Raw genomic sequence first — 20,359 nt, forward strand, 5'->3', positions numbered from 1 at the left:
GCTCAGGCCAGCCCTTCGGCGCGGAACAGCGCCATGACGTCCGCCTCGGGGCGGGCGCCCACATGGCCGATCACCTCGGCGGCGGCGATGCAGCCCATGCGGCCCGCGGCGGCCAGCGGCTTTCCCGTCGCCAGCCCATAGATCAGCCCCGCCGCGAACTGGTCCCCTGCCCCGGTCGCGTCCACGGGCGTCACGCGATGGACCGGGACCGTCACCCGCTCGCCCGCCCGGATCAGGATCGCGTCCTCGCCCGAACGCGTGCAGATCACCGTTCCGCAGTCGGCCGAGGCAAGCCGCAGCGCCTCCTCGAGATCCTCGACCTGATAAAGCGCCTGCCATTCGTGGATGTTGCCGATGACATAATCCATCGGGCCCGCGACGAGGCGGCGGAAATCCTCGCGGTGGCGGTCCACGCAGAAAGGATCGCTGAGCGCGATGCCAGCCTGCCCTCCGGCGGCATGGCAGGCCTCGGCGGCCTTGAGGAAGGCGGCCTTCCCCTTGTCCTTGTCGAACAGATAGCCCTCCAGGAACAGCCAGCTTCCATCGGAAAACAGGCCTGCGTCCACGTCGCCCTCGTCCAGTTCGGCCGAGATGCCCAGATAGGTGTTCATCGACCGCTCGCCGTCGGGCGTCACGAAGATGATCGACCGCGAGGTCGGCAGCTCCGCCCCATCCAGCGGCGCGTTCACGAAATCCGTGCCGTCCGCCCCCATGTCGCGTGCATAGGCAAGCCCGAGATCGTCCCCCGCCACGCGGCCGATGAAGGCAGTGGAGAGCCCCAGCCGTCCCAGCCCCGCCAGCGTGTTGGCGACCGAGCCGCCGGGGATCAGCCGCGCGCCGTTGCTGGCGTGGGTCAGAACCTCGGCGCGGTCACGCTCGATCAGCTGCATGATGCCCTTCTGCACCCCCAGCCGGTCCAGCTGCGCGTCCCCCGCGGTCGAGATCACGTCCATGACCGCGTTGCCGATGCCGATCACCTGATATGCCATGCACTGTTCCCCTTGGCTGTTCCCGCGCTTAAACCGGCGACGGACGGCCGGGACAAGGGGCCGCCTCATACGGGATCGGTCGTCTTCGGCTCATAAGGGCAATGGGCGCGGATCGGGCAGATCGTGCAGCGCGGACGGCGGGCCTGACAGACATAGCGGCCGTGCAGGATCAGCCAGTGATGGGCGTCCTGCTGGAACTCGGCGGGGACATTGTCCTCGATGGCGCGCTCGACCTCGGACTCATCGCGACCGGGCGCGATGCGGGTGCGGTTGCCGACGCGGAAGATATGGGTGTCCACCGCCTGCGCGGGGATGCCGAAGAACGAGTTCAGCACGACGTTCGCCGTCTTGCGCCCCACGCCCGGCAGGCTCATCAGCGCGGCGCGCGAGGTCGGGACCTTGCCGCCGAACTCCTCCACCAGCCGCTGCGACAGGGCAACCACGTTCTTCGCCTTCTGCCGGAACAGGCCGATGGTCTTGATGTGGTCGGTCACGCCTTCGACTCCCAGCGCGACCATGGCCTGCGGCGTGGGCGCGGCATCGAACAGGGCGGGCGTGGCCTTGTTCACGCCCGCGTCGGTCGCCTGCGCCGACAGGGCCACGGCGACCAGCAGCGTGAAGGCATCGCGGTATCGCAGCTCGGTCACGGGCTTGGGGTTGCCCGCCTGCAGGATGGAAAAGATCGCCACCTGCTCGGCATAGGACAAGGGCGGCGGCAGGCGCCCCGCCGCGACCCGCGGGGGTGCCGCGCGCCGGGTGCGGGGTGTCGAAAGGATGAGCGTCGGGTCCTTGGCCATGCGAGGGGTGATGCCCGGCCTTGGCCCCGCACGCAAGCCTCTCGGCCGGTCGAGCGAAAGTGACGCCCGTTCAGCGGCTTCCGCTGGCCGAGGAACGGAACTTCTGCAAGCCTGTTGCCGTTCCACGGGCTGAAGGGTGGCCGCAAGAACCTCCCGGCCCGGCCCATGCCTACGAAAGGACAGTATGATGACCCGCCGCGTTCCCCTGATCCTCGCCGTGTCCGGCGCCATGGTGCTGAGCGCCTGTGCGACCGATCCCTACGGCCAGCCCACCAACATGAGCCGCACGCAGCAGGGCGTTCTCGCCGGTGCTGCGACGGGCGCGATCTTCGGCGCGATCCGCGATGACGACAGCAACAACCGCGGCCGCGACATCGCGCGCGGGGCAATCTTGGGCGGCGCGGCGGGCGGACTGGTCGGCTCGGTCCTCGACGCCCAGGCGCGGGCGCTGCAGCAGCAGATGACCACGCCCGGCGTGCAGGTCGTCAACACCGGACAGACGCTGAACGTCACCCTGCCCGAAGGCGTGCTGTTCGCCTTCGACAGCGCCGCCGTCTCGGGTCCCGCCCAGAACGACCTTTACGCGCTGGCGCGGAACCTGCAGCAGTATCCGAACTCGACGGTGCAGGTGATCGGCCACACCGACTCGACGGGTGCGGCGTCCTACAACATGGACCTGTCGCAGCGCCGGGCGCGCTCGGTCGCGGCCATCCTCACCTCGGGCGGCGTGTCGCCGAACCGCATCGCCACCAGCGGCATGGGATCAAGCCAGCCGGTCGCGTCGAATGCGACCGAAGCAGGCCGCGCGCAGAACCGCCGGGTCGAGATCATCATCCGCCCGACGCGCTGAACGGGCCGGGACAAGCGAAAACCCCCGGTGGCGACACCGGGGGTTCCTTCTTTCCGACTGCCCTGCAGCGGTCAGTTCAGGTGATGCGCCACGTCGTCGATGGCGCGGTCGATGCCGGCACTGCGGTCCTGCGGACCCATCTGGCGGCCCAGCACCTCGGTCGCGGCGGCCATGGCCACCTGGATCGCCTGGTTGCGGACGGCGCGCACGGCCTCGGTCTCGGCGGCCGAGATCTGGTCCTGCGCTGTCTGCAGCCGGCGGTCGATGGAGGTCTGCAGGTCCACCTTGGCCTTGTCGGCCTGGGCCAGCGCCTCGCGGCGGGCGTTCGCCACGATGGCGTCGGCCTGACCCTGAACCTCGCGCTGGCGGCGCTCGTAGTTGGCATAGATCTCCTGCGCCTCGTCGCGCAGGCGGCGGGCCTCGGCGATATCCGCCTTGATCCCTTCCGCCCGCTTGTCCAGCAGACGCGCGATTGCCGACGGCACCCGGTAGTACATCAGGATGCCGATGAAGGCCAGGAACGCCAGCAGGACGATGAAGTCCGTGTTGCGCAGCGAGAAGAAGGGCCCGGTCGCGGCCAGCGCGGGGCTTGCGGCCAGAACGGCCGTCACGGCGGTCAGACGGGCGATCATAGCACGGCTCCCTTGATGCGGGCGTCGACAGCCTGGTCGATCGAGCCGTCGGCGTTGCCGCCGAAGGCGCGCACCAGTTCGGCCGCGACATCGCGGGCAACGGTGCGGGCGTCCGAGGCGGCCGACTGCCGGATCTCGGCGATGCGGCGTTCGGATTCCTGCGTCCGGGCTGCGATCTCGGCATCCGCGCGGGCGATGGCGGTCTTCAGCTCGGCGTCGATCTCGGCCTTGTTGGCAGCGACGATCTTGTTGGCCTCGGCCCGGGCATCGGCCAGCGCCTTCTCGTAAGCGGCTTCTGCTTCGCGCGCCTTGCGCTTGAAGTCCTCGGCCGCTGCCAGATCGGCGGTCATCAGCCCCTGCCGGTCGCCAAGGATCCGGCCGATGCGCGGCAGCGCCACGCGCGACAGGATGAAGTAGATCAGCGCCAGCGCGACCAGCAGCCAGAAGATCTGGTTGCCGAAGGTGGCGAAGTCGAGCTGCGGCATCCCGGCGGATTCGGCAGCGGCGTGATCCTCGACCACGGCGTGCGTCTCGTCGGTGCCGGGAACGGCGGCGCCCACGGCTTCGGTGGTGCCGTCGGCGTGTTCGATGACGGCCGAGGTCGGCAGGTGGCCTTCACCGTCCTGAGCGACGGCGGGTGCGTCTTCGGCCCCGCTGGCGTTCGGCACGATGATCGAGTCGGTCGCGTGTGTCTGGGCCGCGGTCGATTCCGCGGCGGCCGGCGCACCCTGCCCGACAGGCGCGGCGGGGGCCGCACCGGTGCTCGCGACTTCGCCATTCAGCGGCACGGTGATCGTCGTCGCCGTGGACCCCTGATCGGCGGGAGCCGTGGTGGTGGTCGTTTCGACCGCGGTCGGGGCGGTCTGCTGCAAAAGGCTGAACATATCCTATCCCTGGCCTGCGGTTGGCAATCGGGCGGGCGCGTCAGGCGCCCGCCCAAAAGCAAGGAGTGGCGCCGGGATCAGGCTGCGAACAGCAGCAGCAGGGCGACCAGGAACGAGAAGATGCCCAGGGCTTCGGCGAAGGCCATGCCGATGAACAGCGTGGCGGTCTGCGACGCGGCAGCCGAGGGGTTGCGCAGGGCGCCCGCCAGGTAGTTGCCGGCGACGTTGCCCACGCCCATGGCGGCGCCCGCCATGCCGATGCAGGCCAGGCCAGCACCCAGGTATTTGCCCAGCTCGGCGTAGGTCGCGACGTTTTCCATGATATGCTCCTTGAGGCTTGGAAACGGTTTGGAAAGTGAAATCCCGATCGGGCGTCAGTGGCCCGGGTGCAGCGCGTCCTTGAGGTACACGCAGGTCAGGATGGTGAAGACATAGGCTTGGATGACCGAGACCATGACCTCGAAGGCATACATGCCGACGATGGCGAGGATCGAGACCGGCGCCACGACCGCGATGGCGGCGAAGGCGGCGAAGACCTTGATCACGGCGTGGCCGGCCAGCAGGTTGCCCGCAAGTCGGATCGAATGGCTGACGGGACGCACGAAGTACGAGATCAGCTCGATCACGGCCAGCACCGGGCGCAGCGCCAGCGGCGCCGACTTGACCCAGAAGAGGCCGAGGAAATGGGTGCCGTTCAGCACGAAGCCCAGGATGGTGACGCCCAGGAACACCATCAGCGCCAGCACGCCGGTCACGGCGATGTGCGAGGTCGTAGTGAAGGACTTGGGCACCAGGCCCAACAGGTTCGAGAAGAGGATGAAGCAGAACAGGGTGAAGATGTAGGGGAAGTAGCGCAGGCCTTCCTTGCCCGACACTTCCTCGATCATCTTGTGGACCATGCCATAGGTCAGCTCGGCCATCGACTGCACGCGCGACGGGATCAGCGACCGGCCCGAGGTGCCGGCGACGAACAGCAGCCACACCACCAGCACCGCCAGCATCAGCCACAGCGTCACGTTGGTGGGCGTGTACCAGTGGATCGGGCCGTCGCCGAACAGCGGACGAACGATGAACTGGTCCATCGGATGGAACACCAGGCCCGTGCTTTCTTCAGTCGCCACGCTCAGTCCCTTTCGTCCTTCGCCGGATCACCCGCCGGCCTGTCGTCCGCCGGCTTGGCCGGCCCTGTTCCCGGTGCGGCCCCGCCCATTTCGGCGGCGGTCCGCAGCATTGTCTTCACGCCGGCCGCAAAGCCGAGGAAGATGAAGATCACCAGCAGGATCGGCGTCGTGCCGAGCAGCCGGTCAAGCCCGAAGCCCACGCCGAACCCTACCGCGAGGCCGGCCACAAGCTCGATGACCATCCGCCACGCCTGGTTGGCATGGGCGAACTTGTCCATTCCCGGGGGCGTCAGCCGGTCGTCGCGGCGGGCCTGCGCCAGCCGCTCTTCCAGCGCCTTCAGCCGTTCGGCGTCCCGCGCCTGCTGGACGCCGTCGTCGCCGTCGTCGGACACGCCTGCCCCCTTCAAGTTGCGGTGCTGATAGGCAGTCCCCCGCCCCGAGTCAACCAGTGCGCCACTTGCTTCACCCCATTCCGGATCAAAGGGTTAGCTGAACTCCCGCTGCCGGCTTGCGGCGCACCGGCCTGCAGTTCATCATTCAACCCTGCAGTTGAGCATGAGTCATGCCTCCCGAATCCGACCTCGACGCCATCTTCGCCGCGCTTGCCGACCCGACGCGGCGGGCGATCCTGTCGATGCTGCTGGAGGACGACATGGCGGTGACGGACGTGGCCGCGCCCTTCGGGATCAGCCTTGCCGCGATCTCGAAGCACCTGGCGACGCTGGCAAGCGCCGGGCTGATCCAGCAGGAACGGCGCGGGCGGATCACCTGGTGCAAGCTCGACCCCGAGGGGATGCGCCCGGCGGCCGTCTGGATGCGCGCCTTCGGGCTGGTCGATCCACTGGATCTCGACGATTTCGAGCGCTTCCTCGCCGTCGAGCTTCAGATGCCCCCCGACGATCAGGCATGAAAAAAGGGCCGGTTGTCCGGCCCCGTTTCAGGTTCGACGGCCGCGGCTCAGGCCGCGTGGTCGTAGGCCGAGTCCACCTGGCCGGCGGGCGCCTGGATATCGTGATAGGCATACATCTGGGCCAGGACGTCCAGCGCGCGCGTGTTGGGCAGGCGGCGGACAGAGCGGGCGCGGTTGTCGAGATCGGCCATCAGGCCCTGCGGACGGTCGGCGTGGTCGGTGCGGTTCATTTCCAGTGTCTTACCTTGGCTAGAGGACGGTCCTCCCTCGCGCTTGGATATAGGGCTGCAACGCAGCGCAGACCATCCGCGTGACGCTCGGTCACGTGCAATCCAGCGCATAGCCGCAATGCAAAAGGCCGCCCGGAGGGGCGGCCTTTCAGACAATAACGCCGCACTCAGATCGCGCGCTCGACCATCATGTGCTTGATTTCGGCGATGGCCTTGGCCGGGTTCAGGCCCTTGGGGCAGGTGTTGGTGCAGTTCATGATCGTGTGGCAGCGGTAGACCTTGAAGGGGTCCTCCAGCTCGTCCAGCCGCTCGCCCGTCGCCTCGTCGCGGGAATCGATGATCCAGCGATAGGCGGTCAGCAGCGCGGCCGGACCCATGAAGCGGTCCTGGTTCCACCAGTAGGACGGGCAGGCCGTCGAGCAGGAGGCGCAGAGGATGCATTCATAAAGGCCGTCGAGCTTCTTGCGGTCCTCGATCGACTGACGCCATTCCTTGCCCGGCGCGGGCGTCTCGGTGATCAGGTAGGGATGCACCGCCGCGTGCTGGGCGTAGAAATGCGTCAGGTCGGGGATCAGGTCCTTGACCACGGGCATGTGCGGCAGCGGATAGATGTTCACGTCGCCCTTGATCTCGTCCATGCCGTAGATGCAGGCGAGATGGTTGCCGCCGTCGATGTTCATCGCGCAGGACCCGCAGATCCCCTCGCGGCAGGAGCGGCGGAAGGTCAGCGTCGGGTCGATCTCGTTCTTGATCTTGATCAGCGCGTCCAGAACCATGGGGCCGCATTTGTCGAGGTCGATCCAGTAGGTGTCGAGCCGCGGGTTCTCGCCGGTGTCCGGGTCCCAGCGATAGATGTTGAAGCGGCGCAGGTTCGTCGCGCCCTCGGGCCGGGGCCAAGTCTTCCCGACCCGGATGCGGCTGTTCTTCGGAAGGTTCAACTGGACCATCTGGCTATCCTTTCAGGGCGTGCCGCCCATGTTGTCGCTGGCTCAGCGCGGGTCGGTGAAGGCGCCCGCGACGCGTGTCAGCTGTTCGGGCGGCAGGGATTGCGGGCGGACCGTGAAGCGCGCCATCCGCCCGATCATCTCGTCGCGGGGGATCAGCTCCTCGATCCAGTGGTAGTACTTGCGATCGATATAGTCATCGAAGAGGACGGTGACAGGCCGCGTGCAGCGGATCATCGTGGTCAGGAAGCAGGCCACGCGGAAGCGCCCGTCGATCAGCACGACATCGGGATGGCGGAAGCCGGGATGGTCCCAGATGCCCGTGGCGTAAAGGTGGAACCGGCGATAAGCGCCGCTGCCTTCGGGCCGTCCCCAGGGACCGGTCGGGCCGATGTCGGCATGGTGGACAAGGAAGCGGTCGTGAGTGAACTCGGCGCCCATGGCGGCGGCGATCCGCTCGGACCAGGCCTTGTCGCTTTCGACCGACATGACGAACCCAGCGCCCGAGCGCAGCGCAAGAAAGGTCGAGCCACCGCTGCCGTATTCCAGGATCACAGAGGCGGAAGCATAGGCGGAGGCCACGACCTCCGCCTCTTCGGGTGGAAGTGTCAGGGCAAAGGAGGTTGAAGGCCGTGGCTCGGCCGCCTGCTCTTTTTCATCAGCCCGGTGATCGGTGCCCTGCAGCATTGCCTCAGGCCACATCCTCGGCCGCACCAGCGGCTTGCCCGGGATGATCACGGTCCGCACCGATGATCTCGTTGATCGCAGCAACCACCGGCAGGGAGGGCTGAGCGCGGAAGGTCAGGGACAGGCGCGAGGACGCCAGATCCTCGGGCAATGCATCCGCCAGCCACCTGCCCTCGCGCGGCAGCGACCAGGCGCGGCGGCCCGCGCGGTGGTTCAGCAGGGCGAAGCCCACGTCGGCGTGGCCGAGGTAGGGCGCCATCTCGCTGATCGTGGGGATCGCGTCGCCGCGTGCAAGCGCCGTGCCGGTGCCCAGCATCCGCACGCCCAAGGGCTGCGGCAGGGCGGCGTCGGGGCGGATGCGGCGCCAACCACGCTCGCCTTCCGCGCCATGGCGGAAGTCCGAGGCGGCGTAGCCGAAGACGTTGCCGGCCCAGCCGATCGCATCCGCCCGCTCGATCGAACGGGCCACGTAGTCGGCCGGATAGGCGATGTCGTCGTCGATCAGGAACACGATGTCGTCGGGCCGGGGGCGGGTGAAAAAGCGCCCCAGATCCTTGGTGTCGCGGTCGGTGGTGATCGCCTCGATGCGGGGATCGGCCTCGAGATCGGCGGGCGCCTCGTCCATCTCGTTGAAGACGATGACCAGCCGGTCCACCTGCGGCAGGATGGCGTCCACCACCCGGCGGAAGATGCCCGCGCGGGCCGGAAAGGTCGCCAGATGGGCGCGCACCAGGCCCTTGGGGGCGCCGTCGGGACGGGCGATGCGGCTGTCGGGCATGTTCAGCTCCTGTAGCCCGGCTGCTGGTGCAGCGGGCGGGTCGGCACCTGGCCCGAGCGCCGCAGGACGCAATCGTGGAACACCACGGCCGGGTCGCGCCCCGTGATGTAGTCCGACGAGACCGAGACGCTGAAGCCCGCCAGGACCCCCACGTCGTCTCCGTCGGTGCCCACGCCCAGCACGGCTTGGCTGCGCGGGGCTGTGGCTTCGCGCGCATCCCTGAGGCAGCTGCGCTCGGCCTGGTCCACGGGAACCGGCCCGCAGGCCGCAAGGCCCGTGGCCAGCAAGAGCAGCGCCGCGAGGGCGGGATGCGCGCGCACCTTCATCAGGCGGTCGCCGCTTTGGCGATGCACTGCGAGGTCGCGGGACGCGACACGACCGAGGCCACCGCCCCCGCCGCGCCCGGCTGGCCCTGCTGGGCGGCGATGTCGGCCAGTTCCGCCATGGTCGCGTTCGACACGACGCAGTCGGTCAGCGGCCCCACGTTGCGGCCCGGCAGGCGGCGCGCCATCTCGGCGTTGATGACCTGGCGGGCGGCCGCGTTGTTCGGCGTGGCCGCGGGCGGCGTCACCACGACGGCGCCTGCGGGCGGCGCCACGACGACGGGCCCGGGGGCCACGGTGGGTGGCGGAACGGCCACGCAGCCCGCCAGCGCGGCAGCCGCGGCCAGGACGGGAAGAACGGAAAGACGCATCAGTAGACCCTCGCTTTCGGTGCGATCTTCTTTGGATCGATCCCGCCGTCCTCGTGCTTCGTCAAAGGCTCGAGATGGACGGGCCGATAGGCGAGTTTGACGTCATTTCCATCGACCCACGCAAGCGAATGCTTGCGCCAGTTGGCATCATCCCGCTCGGGGTAGTCCTCATGCGCGTGCGCGCCACGCGACTCCTTGCGCGCCTCGGCGGCGACGATGGTCGCCAGCGCGTTCGGCATCAGGTTGGTCAGTTCCAGCGTTTCCATCAGGTCGCTGTTCCAGATCAGGCTGCGATCGGTGACACGCAGGTCGTCCAGCCCCAGCGCGATCTCGCGCATCTTGTCCACGCCCTCGGCCAGCGTCTTGTCGGTGCGGAACACCGCCGCATCCGACTGCATCGTGCGCTGCATCCGGTCGCGCAGGACCGCCGTGGGCGTGCCGCCTTGGGCATGGCGCAGCGCGTCGAAGCGGTCGAGCGCGCGTTCCACCTCGGCCCTGTTGGTCGAGGGGATGGCGCCCGCGCGGTCCACCACCTCACCCGCCCGGATGGCGGCGGCGCGGCCGAAGACCACGAGGTCGATCAGGCTGTTCGAGCCGAGCCGGTTCGCGCCATGCACGGACGCGCAGCCCGCCTCGCCCACCGCCATCAGGCCGGGGAAGACGCGGTCCGGGTTGCCCTGCTCGGGGGCGAGGACCTCGCCCCAGTAGTTCGTCGGGATGCCGCCCATGTTGTAATGGACGGTCGGCAGCACCGGGATCGGCTCGCGCGTGACATCGACGCCCGCGAAGATCTTGGCCGACTCGCTGATGCCCGGCAGGCGTTCATGCAGCGTTTCGGGCGGCAGGTGCGACAGGTGCAGGAAGATGTGGTCCTTGTGCTCGCCCACGCCGCGGCCCTCGCGGATCTCCAGCGTCATGCAGCGGCTGACCACGTCGCGGGACGCAAGGTCCTTGTAGGTCGGGGCGTAGCGTTCCATGAACCGCTCGCCTTCCGAGTTGGTGAGATACCCGCCCTCGCCCCGCGCGCCTTCGGTGATGAGGCAGCCCGAGCCGTAGATGCCGGTGGGGTGGAACTGCACGAACTCCATGTCCTGCAGGGGCAGGCCCGCGCGGGCCACCATGCCGCCGCCGTCGCCGGTGCAGCTGTGGGCCGAGGTCGCGCTGAAATAGGCGCGGCCATAGCCGCCGGTCGCCAGCACCACCATCTTGGCGTTAAAGACGTGGATCGTGCCGTCGTCGAGCTTCCAGCAGACGACGCCCGTGCAGGCCCCGTCCGTGATGATGAGGTCGAGCGCGAAATATTCGATGAAGAACTCGGCCTTTTCCTTGAGGCTTTGCCCATACAGCGTGTGCAGGATGGCGTGGCCGGTGCGGTCGGCGGCGGCGCAGGTGCGCTGGACGGGCGGGCCCTCGCCGAACTCGGTCGTGTGGCCGCCGAAGGGACGCTGGTAGATCTTGCCTTCCTCGGTGCGCGAGAAGGGCACGCCGTAATGCTCAAGCTCATAGACCGCGGCGGGCGCGCTGCGCGCGAGGTATTCCATCGCGTCCGTGTCGCCCAGCCAGTCCGAGCCCTTCACGGTGTCGTAAAGGTGCCACTGCCAGCTGTCCGGTCCCATGTTCGACAGCGAGGCGGCGATACCGCCCTGGGCCGCGACGGTGTGGCTGCGGGTCGGGAAGACCTTCGTCACGCAGGCGGTGCGGAAGCCCTGCTCGGCCATGCCGAGGGTGGCGCGCAGGCCCGCGCCGCCGGCCCCCACCACCACCACGTCATAGTCGTGCGTCTGATATTCGTAAGCGGACATGGAAACCTCAGTTGACGACGACGGCGGCCACGGGCGCGACCACGGGGGACAGCGCCATGCGCGCCAGCGCATAGACGACCACGGCGATCACCGCCCAGCCGAACAGTTGCGAGGCAAGGATGGCGACGCGGCGCTCGGTGTGATCGGCATAGTCGTCGATCATGATGCGGGTGCCGTTGATGTAGTGCAGCATGCCCACGATCAGGAACAGCGCGGTGACGATCGCCGGATAGGGACGGCTGAAATAGGCGAAGACCGCGTGGTGCGGCAGGCCCAGCGCCGACGCGACGACGAAGATGAAGGCGGGCGTCAGGATCAGCAGCGCGACCGAGCTGACCGTCATCGACCAGTGCTGCGCGGTGCCGGTGCTGGGACCGGCGGCGCCGAGGCCGCGGGCGGCCTTGCGGGGAGTGATGTAGCGCATGAAACGTCCCCTCAGAACACGAACAGGATGGCGGTGATGAGCGTCAGCACCACCGAGCCGATGATCAGCACCCAGCTTGCGCGCTGCGCGTCGTCGCGGGTCAGCAGCAGGCCCGCGTCATAGCACAGGTGCCGGATGCCGGACAGGAAGTGGAACCACAGCGCCCAGGCCGAGCCGAACAGGACCAGGTAGCCGATCCAGCTGCGCACCACCCAGTCGGCGGTGGCAAAGGCGCGGGGCCCGGTCGCCGCGGCCACCAGCCACCAGACGATCAGCAGAAGCCCGGCCAGCATGGCCTGCCCGGTGATGCGGGTCATGATCGAGGTGATCGCCGCCATCGGCAGGCGATAGACGGTCAGATGGGGCGAAAGCGGGCGGTTGCCGCGGGGGATGTCTGCCATGGGCGCTCCTGTCCGAAAAGCGCGGGCCAAGCTGGCGCGCGGGCTGGCTTGAAATCGGAGTCTCTCTAGTCATCCTTTCGTCGCTGTCACGGGATTGTTCAAGTCCCCGACAGGCTTTCGCGCTGTTAGCGCAAATCGTGATCACAAGCTGCGAGACAGTGATCACAAAGTCAGGGCACCAGGGTCGCCCTTTGACCTTGATGGTCAGAACCGAGCCCCGGCCGCATCTCGGTGACGGCAGTCCAGCCTTCCGGGGCAAGCAGGTGGTCGATGGTGATCGGCAGGCCGCCTAGCGAGAAGCTGGGCCGCAGGGGACCCGCGCGGTTTGTCCCGGTGGCCTCGGCGATGCTGGCGACCGTCTGCGACCATGGCACGGCATTGAAGTCGCCCGCCAGGATCACCGGATGCGGCAGATCGCGCAGCATGGGCAGCAGTTGTGCGACCTGCTCCGGCTGGCTCTGGGGCCAGGGCCAGTCGAGGTGCAGCGAGGCCACCGCCGCCTCTCCCTGCGGCAGCGCCACCCGGACCCAGGCAAGTCCGACGCCTGTGGCGCAGTAGGGCTCTCCCTGAAAGGGCCAGCGCGACAGGATCGATACGGTGCCAGGCGTGTTCGAGGGACAGACCGCCTGATGCGGCAGCACATCGGCCAGCATCCCGGTCAGTTCGCCGTTCTGCGCGCTGAGTTCCTGCAGCAGTGCCACGTCCGCGCCGCTGTCCCGGATGTCGGCGGCAATTTGCGCCGGATCGTCAACGGAATAGAGCAGGTTCTTCTGATAAACGACGATCCCCTGCCCCGGCTCGGGTTTCTCGACCGGCCGCATGGCCCAGAGGATCGGCGCCAGCGCCACGACCCCGCCGGCCACGGCCGCCCAGCCCATCCTTCCCCGAAGAAGCAGCCCGGCGATCACCAGCAGCGCCGCCAGGAAGGGCCGCCCCACGGCCAGCGAGTCGCCCGCCGGATGCAGCGGGCCTGCAAAGGTCGCACCCAGCACCACGAGCCCCGCAGCAAGGGCCGCGGCTGCAAGCCCGCGCCTCACAGCGGCATCAGCGCCCAGTAGTCGAGGTCGAGCAGGACGTGCGGCGCATAGCGGCCATCCTCGCGTTTCAGCGTCAGGTCGCCGGGCGGACCCTTGTGGGCAACCAGCCGCAGGCGGACGGCACCCACGCCCGGGGCGTTGGTCGGCGCGCGGTCCAGCACCTCGGACCAGGCGCGCACGGTGTCGCCTGCGAAGCAGGGGTTGGCGTGCGCGCCCGCGTTCAGCGCCACGATCATCTGCGCGTTGGCCAGACCGTTGAAGGACAGCGCGCGCGCCAGGCTGATGACATGGCCGCCATAGATCAGGCGCTTGCCGTCCTCGCGGAAGGTCGCGTCGAAATGGACCTTGGCCGTGTTCTGCCACAGGCGGGTGGCGAGCATGTGCTCGGCCTCCTCCACCGTCACGGCGTCCACGTGATCGATGATCTCGCCCACCTGATAATCGCCCCAGCGGTGCGGCTCTCCCGCCAGGGTGAAGTCGTAGTCGCTGAAATCCAGCCCGTCCGGGATCACCAGCGCGTCGGGAAGCACCACGCGGTCGAGGCGCGGCACGACCTCGTCGGGCGCGGGGCTGGCGGCGTCGCGTTTCCGCACCATCACCCAGCGGACATATTCCAGCACCGGCACGTCGCGCTGGTTCAATCCGCGCGTGCGGACATAAACGTTCCCCGAGGTCCCGTTCGAGTTCTGCTTGAGCCCGATCACCTCGGATTCCGCGCGCAGGGTGTCGCCGGGCCAGACGGGCTCCAGCCAGCGCCCCTCGGCATAGCCCAGGTTCGCCACCGCGTTCAGCGACACGTCCGGCACCGTCTTGCCGAAGACCGTGTGGAAGGTGATCAGGTCGTCCAGCGGCGAGGCCGCCAGCCCGCAAGCCCGCGCGAAGTCGTCCGAGGAATGCAGCGCGTGGCGCGCCGGGTAAAGCGCATGATACAGCGCCCGCTCGCCGCCCGAGACGGTGCGGGGAACGGCGTGGCGGATGACGTCCCCGACGCGGTAATCCTCGAAGAAACGGCCTGCGTTGGTCTTGGTCATTGCTCGCCCAGCTTCATGTCGGGGTGATAGTCGGCCTCGATCTCCTTCGTGACTCCTTGCGCGCAGCGCATGACGCCGCGGGTCGGGTCGAAGGCGATCGAGGGCGCGCCATGCAGCGTCCAGCCCTTCGACAGCGCCAGGCTGACCTTGTGGCAGAAGGCCGAGGTGTCATCCTCGGTCAGCAGGCGATAGATCAGGGGCATCCTCAGGCTCCGAAGGGGTTGGGGCCGACCCATCCGTGGATCAGGCCGACGACCAGATAGACGACCAGGGCGCCGACGGCGGCCATGACCTCTTTCCGCATCACGGTCTGGTGCGGGGGGCGGACCCAGTTCGGCTCGGCCCGGTTGATGACGGCCATCTCGACCAGCGCCCACAAAAGCAGCCCGCCGAACAGCACAAAGGACGGCAGGTCGCCGTTCGTCAGCAGATGCGCGAAGGCCCAGAGCGAAAAGCCCGTCAGCTGCGGGTGCCGCATCTGGGTGCCGATGCGGTTCCTGATCCCCGCCGAGGCGAACAGGAAGAAGGCCACCAGCACCAGCAGGTTGTTGATGCCCTTCAGCGCCGGGCCCGCCGCCCACCACATCGTCACGTCGGCCCGCTGGTAGCCGATGGTCATCAGGATCACCGAGACGACCAGCGCCAGCGCGACGATGCCCTTGCGCCGGTTGTCCGGGCCGGGATGCGGCGCCATGCGCTTGTAGAGATGCGCGCCCCACCAGAGCGCAAGGCCGAGGATCATCAGGATCATGGAAGGGCGTCCTTCATCCGGTTTGGTGCCACCCTGCCATCAGCCGCCCAGCGCGGCAATCGCCTGGGCCTTGGCCAGGGTGCGGCGCGCTGTCTCGACATGCAGGTTCTCGACGATGCGGCCATCGACGACCGCCACGGCCTTGCCTTCCGCGATGGCGGCCTCGTAGGCCTCGATCTGGCGGCGCGACAGGTCCACCTCGGCCTCGGACGGCGCAAAGGCGGCGTTGGCGGTGTCCAGCTGCGCGGGGTGGATCAGGGTCTTGCCGTCGAAGCCCATGTCGCGGCCCTGCTCGCATTCGGCGCGCAAGCCGTCCTCGTCCTTGAAGGCGTTGAAGACGCCGTCCACGATCACCCGCCCATTCGCCCGCGCCGCCAGCAGGCAAAGCCCGAGGCCCGCCTGCATCGCCAGCCGGTCGGGCCGGTTGCGGCTGCCCAGTTCCTTGGCAAGGTCATTGGTGCCCATCACCATTCCCTCAAGCCGCGGATGGGCGGCGATGGCGGCGGCGTTCAGCATTCCCAGCGCGGTTTCCATCATCGCCCACAGCGGCGTGTCGGGAACGATGGCCGCGACCGCGTCCAGGTCCTCGGGGCGGCTGACCTTGGGCACCAGCACCGCATCCGCACCCGTGGCGAAGGCCGCAGCGTCCTCGCGCCCCCATTCGGTGTCGAAGCCGTTGATCCGCACGATCCGCGCCCGCCCGCCGTAATCCTGTGCCAGCGCCTGACGCAGCAAGTCCCGGGCGCCGGGTTTCTCGGCCGGCGCCACCGCATCCTCGAGGTCGAAGATGATCGCGTCGGCCGCCAGCGTCCGCGCCTTTTCCATGGCGCGCTGGTTGGCTGCGGGGATGTAGAGGACCGAGCGATAGGGGCGCGACATGGCGGCAATCTCTCCTGCTGGAAAAAGTCCCCCGGATGAGTGCCCGCTTGGTCCGGGCTCGGCAAGGGCGTTCGGCGCGCGTCCTTAGAGTTTGTTAGTGGAACCCGAGCGGCCCCCTCGGGCTTTCCACGTCCGACGACCTGCTCCGCTCAACCCCGAAAGGACAGCACATGGCAAGCGAAGAGATGGGCCTGACCGACCTGCTCAAGCACGGGCTCGAGGACATGTATTACGCCGAGGCGCGCATCCAGAAGGCGCTGCCCAAGATGATCGCGGCCGCCCAGGACCCCGAACTCAAGCGCGGCCTGGAACGCCACCTCGAGGAAACCGCCGAGCAGATCACCATGCTCGAGGAGGCCTTCGAGGCGATGGGCGAAAAGCCCCGTTCCGAGAAATGCGACGCGATGGACGGCATCCTGAAGGAAGGCGATTCGCTTCTGCAGGACTTCGGCGGCACCGCGGCCGGAGACGCGGCGATCATCTTCTCGTGCCAGGCGGTCGAGCATTACGAGATCGCCCGCTACGGCAGCCTGCGCGCCTATGCGGAACTGCTGGGCCTCGACCAAGTGGCCGACCTGATGAACGACATCCTTGAGCAGGAAGAGGCCGCCGACGAGCTTCTGTCCGAGATCGCCGAGGACCGCGCCAACCCGATGGCCGCAGGCGAGTCGCCCGACAGCTTGGACGACGAGGACGACGAACAGGAATGATCCGTTCCGCCGGGCCTGCCACGCGGGCCCGGCGTCACATCACCGCGTCGGCGATCAGCTTCAGGGACACCGCCAGCAGCGCCCAGGTGATGAACAGGTAGAAGGCGCGCTGCGGAATGCGGCGCACCAGCCACACCCCCGCCCCCACGCTGATCGCCGCGACCGGGATCATGGCCGCGGCCTTGCCCAGATTGTCCGCGCCAAGCTGGCCCAGCGCCGCATAGGGAATCAGCTTCACCGCGTTCACGACCGCGAAATAGACGGTGACGGTCCCCGCATAGGTTTCCTTGCCCAGCCGCAGCGGCTGGACATAGATCTGGTAGGGTGGTGCGCCCGAGTGGCTGACAAAGCTGGTATAGCCGGTGATCAGCCCCCAGCCGGTGCCGCGCGTCCAGTCGGCCTGGCGCGGGGCCGCGTCGGGGGCCGGAGGGCGCAGCAGCGTCATGACAGCAAAGCTCGCCCCGATGATGCCCACGATCCCGCCCACCGCCGCGTCGTTCACCAGGCTCGCCGTGGCCCAGCCCAGCGCGATCCCGGCGACCGACCCCGGCAGCAGCCGCGCCAGCACGAGCCGGTCCCAGTGGCGGCGATAGGCGATCAGCCCGAAGATGTCCGAGACGACATAGACCGGCAGCAGCACGCCCGCAGCCTGCACCGGCGACATGGCCAGCGACAGGATCGGCACCGCCAGCATCCCCACCATCGCCAGCCCGCCCTTGGCCAGCCCCACCAGCGCCGAGGCCAGCGCCAGCAGCAGCCAGCCCGCTGTTGTCAGTTCCACCTGTCCCGCCCCCGATTGCCTTGCTTTTTAGCGCAAACACCGCCGCGCGCGCCCGGTCTACGCCTTGCGCGCCGGGGGGCAAAGGGTCTATCGCGGCGCCGATCATCAGCCAAACGGAGGACTCCATGGCCCGTCCCAAGATCGCCCTCATCGGCGCCGGACAGATCGGCGGCACGCTGGCGCATCTCGCCGCCATCAAGGAACTCGGCGACGTCGTGCTGTTCGACATCGCCGAAGGCACGCCTCAGGGCAAGGCGCTGGACATCGCGCAGTCCGGACCCTCCGAAGGCTTCGACGGCGCGTTCAAGGGCACCAGCGATTACGCCGACATCGCGGGCGCCGATGTCTGCATCGTGACCGCCGGCGTTCCGCGCAAGCCGGGCATGAGCCGCGATGACCTGCTGGGCATCAACCTCAAGGTCATGAAGTCCGTGGGCGAGGGCATCAAGGCACACGCGCCGAACGCCTTCGTCATCTGCATCACCAACCCGCTGGACGCGATGGTCTGGGCGCTGCGCGAGTTTTCCGGCCTGCCGCACGAGAAGGTCGTGGGCATGGCGGGCGTTCTGGACTCGGCGCGCTTCCGGCACTTCCTGAGCCTCGAGTTCGGCGTCTCGATGCGCGACGTGACGGCCTTCGTCCTGGGCGGCCACGGCGACACCATGGTTCCGCTGGTCCGCTATTCGACCGTCGCCGGCATCCCCCTGCCCGACCTGGTCAAGATGGGCTGGACCACGCAGGAGAAGCTGGACTCCATCGTCCAGCGCACCCGCGACGGCGGCGCCGAGATCGTCGGCCTGCTCAAGACCGGCTCGGCCTTCTACGCCCCGGCGACCTCGGCCATCGAGATGGCGGAATCCTATCTCAAGGACCAGAAGCGCGTCCTGCCCTGCGCGGCCTATGTCCAGAACGCCTATGGCCTTGACGGCATGTATGTCGGCGTCCCGACCGTGATCGGCGCGAACGGCATCGAGAAGGTCATCGAGATCGACATGAACGCCGAAGAGCAGGCGATGATGCAGAAGTCGATCGACGCGGTGAAGGGCCTCGTGGAAGCCTGCAAGGGCATCGACAACTCGCTGGCGTAAGCGCGCCTGCCTATCGTCACATGATCAGGGCCGCCCGGCTGGGCGGCCCTTTCTCTTGTGCGGCAGGGTCCGGCAGGACTGGACCCGCGGCGGCATACAAAGGCACATGAACACTGTGATCACATGCCGATGGCGTGTGATCACGGAACTCGCAAAAAGTGCTGCCCTGCATCAAAAGCGGAACGCGCGGCTTTGCTTTGCACGCGCGTTCTGGCACATGAACCGCAAGTTTCCTTGCGAGGTTCCCATGAACATCCACGAATACCAGGCCAAGGCACTGCTCAAGCAATATGGCGCCCCGGTGTCCGAGGGCCGCCCGGTCCTCAGCGCCGACGAGGCCGAGGCGAAGGCCCGTGAACTGCCGGGGCCCCTCTGGGTCGTCAAGTCGCAGATCCACGCGGGCGGCCGCGGCAAGGGCCGGTTCAAGGAAGCCGAGGCCGGCGAGAAGGGCGGCGTCCGCCTGGCCAAGTCGGTCGAGGAGGTCGTCGAGAACGTGCGCCAGATGCTCGGCTCGACGCTGGTCACCCACCAGACCGGCCCCGCCGGCAAGCAGGTGAACCGCATCTACCTGGAAGACGGCTCGGACATCGCGCGCGAGCTGTATCTGGCGCTGCTGGTGGACCGCTCGTCCTCGCGCATCAGCTTCGTCGCCTCGACCGAGGGCGGCATGGACATCGAGGAAGTCGCGGCCTCGACCCCCGAGAAGATCGTGTCCTTCTCCGTCGATCCCGCCTCGGGCCTGTCAGATTTCCACGGCCGCCGCGTGGCCTTTGCGCTGGGCCTGACCGGCGACCAGGTCAAGCAATGCGTCGCGCTGGTGAAGCTGCTGTATAAAGCCTTCGTCGAGCGCGACATGGAGATGCTGGAGATCAACCCGCTGATCGTGACCGAGCAGGGGCAGATCAAGGTCCTCGACGCCAAGGTCAGCTTCGACAACAACGCGCTGTATCGCCAGAAAGAGGTGATGGGCCTGCGTGACGAGACCGAGGAAGACCCCAAGGAACTCGAAGCCTCGAAATACGACCTGAACTACATCGCGCTGGACGGCGAGATCGGCTGCATGGTGAACGGCGCCGGGCTTGCGATGGCGACGATGGACATCATCAAGCTTTACGGCGCGGAACCGGCGAACTTCCTGGACGTCGGCGGCGGCGCCTCGAAGGAGAAGGTCACCGAGGCCTTCAAGATCATCACGTCGGACCCGAACGTCAAAGGCATCCTCGTCAACATCTTCGGCGGCATCATGCGCTGCGACATCATCGCGGAAGGCATCATCGCCGCGGTGAAGGAAGTCGGCCTGCAGGTCCCGCTGGTCGTGCGGCTCGAGGGCACGAACGTGGACCTCGGCAAGCAGATCATTCGCGACTCGGGCCTGAACGTGATCCCGGCGGACGACCTGTCGGATGCCGCCGAGAAGATCGTGAAGGCGGTCAAGGGGTGATGCGCCGCATCGCCCTGGCCCTGTCGGTCATGGTGGCGTCGGCCACCAGCGCTGCTGCTCAGGCGAGGGACGAAAACCTCGCCCTGGGGGCCGCGGGAGCGCAGGCTTGTGCCGCTCACCTGCCCGATACCCGCGCCATGTCCAAGGCTATGGCGGCCGTGGGGTTTCAGTTGAAGGAGGCTAACGGCCAACTGAAGCTCTACACCGATCCCGGGATGCGGGTCGGAGTTGCCTTCACGACGCTTCGTTCAAGCAATGGAACAAGCGCCGAGACTGCCTGCTTCGTCGCCGTGGATCGCATGACACCGGCGCAGGGCCGGGCGCTGATCCAGCCTTGGGTGCAGGCTGCCAATGCAAGGCCGGTGGCGCCCACTCGCAACATGCCCGACCGCTGGCAAGGTACCTTCAAGGGCTCGACGGTCCTGATGGGTGTCCTGCCCACTCCACACATTCCCATCATCCGGGGCGCCGCGATCGTCGCCGCCGTTCCGAACTGAT

The 20,359-nt window shown here is 68.1% G+C and carries 28 protein-coding genes; 6 read left to right on the plus strand and 22 right to left on the minus strand.

What is annotated here, in order from left to right; translation table 11 throughout:
• Positions 1-2: 2 nt before the first annotated feature.
• Positions 3-989, minus strand: coding sequence for an adenosine kinase (locus tag ACFFII_RS04400; protein ID WP_377697682.1), 987 nt, complete (start codon positions 987-989; stop codon positions 3-5).
• Between the two features lie 65 nt (positions 990-1,054).
• A complete protein-coding gene (gene nth, locus ACFFII_RS04405; RefSeq protein WP_377698172.1) occupies positions 1,055-1,708 on the minus strand; it encodes an endonuclease III in 654 nt (217 codons plus the stop codon).
• Positions 1,709-1,973: 265 nt separating this feature from the next.
• Between nth and ACFFII_RS04410 the strand changes: the two genes are divergently transcribed.
• The gene (locus ACFFII_RS04410; RefSeq protein ID WP_377697683.1) at positions 1,974-2,636 is read left to right on the plus strand and encodes a YiaD family glycine zipper/OmpA-like lipoprotein; all 663 of its coding nucleotides are present in this window, start codon (positions 1,974-1,976) and stop codon (positions 2,634-2,636) included.
• Positions 2,637-2,707: 71 nt separating this feature from the next.
• Here ACFFII_RS04410 and ACFFII_RS04415 read toward each other — a convergent pair whose 3' ends face one another.
• The 5 genes from ACFFII_RS04415 to ACFFII_RS04435 all read right to left on the minus strand — a co-directional run bounded on the left by ACFFII_RS04415 (position 2,708) and on the right by ACFFII_RS04435 (position 5,665).
• Positions 2,708-3,268 carry a F0F1 ATP synthase subunit B gene (locus ACFFII_RS04415; protein WP_377697684.1) on the minus strand — a complete coding sequence of 187 codons (561 nt, stop codon included), beginning with the start codon at positions 3,266-3,268 and terminating at the stop codon, positions 2,708-2,710.
• On the minus strand, positions 3,265-3,753 hold the full coding sequence (locus tag ACFFII_RS04420; protein ID WP_377698173.1) for a F0F1 ATP synthase subunit B': 489 nt from the start codon (positions 3,751-3,753) through the stop codon (positions 3,265-3,267). Before ACFFII_RS04420 ends, ACFFII_RS04415 begins: the two co-directional genes overlap by 4 nt.
• Before the next feature lie 476 nt (positions 3,754-4,229).
• On the minus strand, positions 4,230-4,472 hold the full coding sequence (locus ACFFII_RS04425; protein ID WP_090754114.1) for a F0F1 ATP synthase subunit C: 243 nt from the start codon (positions 4,470-4,472) through the stop codon (positions 4,230-4,232).
• A 54-nt stretch (positions 4,473-4,526) separates the two neighbouring features.
• Positions 4,527-5,273 carry a F0F1 ATP synthase subunit A gene (locus ACFFII_RS04430; RefSeq protein ID WP_245688706.1) on the minus strand — a complete coding sequence of 249 codons (747 nt, stop codon included), beginning with the start codon at positions 5,271-5,273 and terminating at the stop codon, positions 4,527-4,529.
• A 2-nt stretch (positions 5,274-5,275) separates the two neighbouring features.
• Positions 5,276-5,665 carry an AtpZ/AtpI family protein gene (locus ACFFII_RS04435; protein ID WP_377697685.1) on the minus strand — a complete coding sequence of 130 codons (390 nt, stop codon included), beginning with the start codon at positions 5,663-5,665 and terminating at the stop codon, positions 5,276-5,278.
• Positions 5,666-5,835: 170 nt separating this feature from the next.
• Here ACFFII_RS04435 and ACFFII_RS04440 point away from each other — a divergent pair, with 170 nt between their 5' ends.
• Positions 5,836-6,183, plus strand: a complete 348-nt coding sequence (locus ACFFII_RS04440) for an ArsR/SmtB family transcription factor (RefSeq protein WP_377697686.1) — start codon at positions 5,836-5,838, stop codon at positions 6,181-6,183.
• Positions 6,184-6,230: 47 nt separating this feature from the next.
• Here the strand turns inward: ACFFII_RS04440 and ACFFII_RS04445 are convergent, their stop codons facing one another.
• The 14 genes from ACFFII_RS04445 to ACFFII_RS04510 form a co-directional block, all read right to left on the minus strand.
• Positions 6,231-6,413, minus strand: a complete 183-nt coding sequence (locus ACFFII_RS04445) for a hypothetical protein (RefSeq protein WP_377697687.1) — start codon at positions 6,411-6,413, stop codon at positions 6,231-6,233.
• 167 nt (positions 6,414-6,580) lie between these two features.
• A complete protein-coding gene (locus tag ACFFII_RS04450) occupies positions 6,581-7,360 on the minus strand; it encodes a succinate dehydrogenase iron-sulfur subunit (protein WP_090754120.1) in 780 nt (259 codons plus the stop codon).
• 42 nt (positions 7,361-7,402) lie between these two features.
• Complete coding sequence (locus tag ACFFII_RS04455; RefSeq protein ID WP_377697688.1) at positions 7,403-7,939, minus strand: hypothetical protein; 537 nt, start codon at positions 7,937-7,939, stop codon at positions 7,403-7,405.
• 109 nt (positions 7,940-8,048) lie between these two features.
• On the minus strand, positions 8,049-8,822 hold the full coding sequence (locus ACFFII_RS04460; protein WP_377697689.1) for a hypothetical protein: 774 nt from the start codon (positions 8,820-8,822) through the stop codon (positions 8,049-8,051).
• A 2-nt stretch (positions 8,823-8,824) separates the two neighbouring features.
• Positions 8,825-9,148, minus strand: a complete 324-nt coding sequence (locus ACFFII_RS04465; protein ID WP_377697690.1) for a hypothetical protein — start codon at positions 9,146-9,148, stop codon at positions 8,825-8,827.
• Positions 9,148-9,516, minus strand: a complete 369-nt coding sequence (locus ACFFII_RS04470) for a hypothetical protein (RefSeq protein WP_377697691.1) — start codon at positions 9,514-9,516, stop codon at positions 9,148-9,150. Before ACFFII_RS04470 ends, ACFFII_RS04465 begins: the two co-directional genes overlap by 1 nt.
• Positions 9,516-11,318, minus strand: a complete 1,803-nt coding sequence (sdhA, locus tag ACFFII_RS04475) for a succinate dehydrogenase flavoprotein subunit (RefSeq protein WP_377697692.1) — start codon at positions 11,316-11,318, stop codon at positions 9,516-9,518. Before sdhA ends, ACFFII_RS04470 begins: the two co-directional genes overlap by 1 nt.
• Before the next feature lie 7 nt (positions 11,319-11,325).
• Positions 11,326-11,742, minus strand: a complete 417-nt coding sequence (locus ACFFII_RS04480) for a succinate dehydrogenase, hydrophobic membrane anchor protein (protein ID WP_090754130.1) — start codon at positions 11,740-11,742, stop codon at positions 11,326-11,328.
• Between the two features lie 11 nt (positions 11,743-11,753).
• Positions 11,754-12,143 carry a succinate dehydrogenase, cytochrome b556 subunit gene (gene sdhC, locus ACFFII_RS04485; RefSeq protein ID WP_090754132.1) on the minus strand — a complete coding sequence of 130 codons (390 nt, stop codon included), beginning with the start codon at positions 12,141-12,143 and terminating at the stop codon, positions 11,754-11,756.
• A 170-nt stretch (positions 12,144-12,313) separates the two neighbouring features.
• Positions 12,314-13,138 (minus strand): endonuclease/exonuclease/phosphatase family protein, encoded by an 825-nt coding sequence (locus tag ACFFII_RS04490; protein WP_377697693.1) that lies wholly within the window; start codon positions 13,136-13,138, stop codon positions 12,314-12,316.
• Between the two features lie 38 nt (positions 13,139-13,176).
• Complete coding sequence (locus tag ACFFII_RS04495) at positions 13,177-14,211, minus strand: MaoC family dehydratase (RefSeq protein ID WP_377697694.1); 1,035 nt, start codon at positions 14,209-14,211, stop codon at positions 13,177-13,179.
• The gene (locus ACFFII_RS04500; protein WP_377697695.1) at positions 14,208-14,414 is read right to left on the minus strand and encodes a DUF1737 domain-containing protein; all 207 of its coding nucleotides are present in this window, start codon (positions 14,412-14,414) and stop codon (positions 14,208-14,210) included. The genes ACFFII_RS04495 and ACFFII_RS04500 overlap by 4 nt, the downstream gene beginning before the upstream one ends.
• A gap of 2 nt (positions 14,415-14,416) precedes the next feature.
• The gene (locus ACFFII_RS04505; protein ID WP_377697696.1) at positions 14,417-14,962 is read right to left on the minus strand and encodes an NnrU family protein; all 546 of its coding nucleotides are present in this window, start codon (positions 14,960-14,962) and stop codon (positions 14,417-14,419) included.
• Positions 14,963-15,001: 39 nt separating this feature from the next.
• Complete coding sequence (locus ACFFII_RS04510; RefSeq protein ID WP_377697697.1) at positions 15,002-15,841, minus strand: HpcH/HpaI aldolase/citrate lyase family protein; 840 nt, start codon at positions 15,839-15,841, stop codon at positions 15,002-15,004.
• A 170-nt stretch (positions 15,842-16,011) separates the two neighbouring features.
• On the opposite strand from ACFFII_RS04510, the gene ACFFII_RS04515 reads away from it, so the two are divergent.
• The gene (locus tag ACFFII_RS04515) at positions 16,012-16,551 is read left to right on the plus strand and encodes a YciE/YciF ferroxidase family protein (protein WP_377697698.1); all 540 of its coding nucleotides are present in this window, start codon (positions 16,012-16,014) and stop codon (positions 16,549-16,551) included.
• Between the two features lie 34 nt (positions 16,552-16,585).
• On the opposite strand, the gene ACFFII_RS04520 is transcribed toward ACFFII_RS04515, so the two are convergent.
• Entirely contained in the window at positions 16,586-17,332 is a 747-nt protein-coding gene (locus ACFFII_RS04520; RefSeq protein WP_377697699.1) for a sulfite exporter TauE/SafE family protein, read from the minus strand.
• A 125-nt stretch (positions 17,333-17,457) separates the two neighbouring features.
• Between ACFFII_RS04520 and mdh the strand changes: the two genes are divergently transcribed.
• The 3 genes from mdh to ACFFII_RS04535 all read left to right on the plus strand — a co-directional run bounded on the left by mdh (position 17,458) and on the right by ACFFII_RS04535 (position 20,358).
• A complete protein-coding gene (mdh, locus tag ACFFII_RS04525) occupies positions 17,458-18,420 on the plus strand; it encodes a malate dehydrogenase (protein ID WP_377697700.1) in 963 nt (320 codons plus the stop codon).
• Positions 18,421-18,667: 247 nt separating this feature from the next.
• On the plus strand, positions 18,668-19,861 hold the full coding sequence (gene sucC, locus ACFFII_RS04530) for an ADP-forming succinate--CoA ligase subunit beta (RefSeq protein ID WP_377697701.1): 1,194 nt from the start codon (positions 18,668-18,670) through the stop codon (positions 19,859-19,861).
• Positions 19,861-20,358 (plus strand): hypothetical protein, encoded by a 498-nt coding sequence (locus tag ACFFII_RS04535; RefSeq protein ID WP_377697702.1) that lies wholly within the window; start codon positions 19,861-19,863, stop codon positions 20,356-20,358. Before sucC ends, ACFFII_RS04535 begins: the two co-directional genes overlap by 1 nt.
• Position 20,359: the final 1 nt, after the last annotated feature.

The organism is Paracoccus niistensis (assembly GCF_042432925.1).
In the GTDB taxonomy this organism is placed as follows: domain Bacteria; phylum Pseudomonadota; class Alphaproteobacteria; order Rhodobacterales; family Rhodobacteraceae; genus Paracoccus; species Paracoccus niistensis.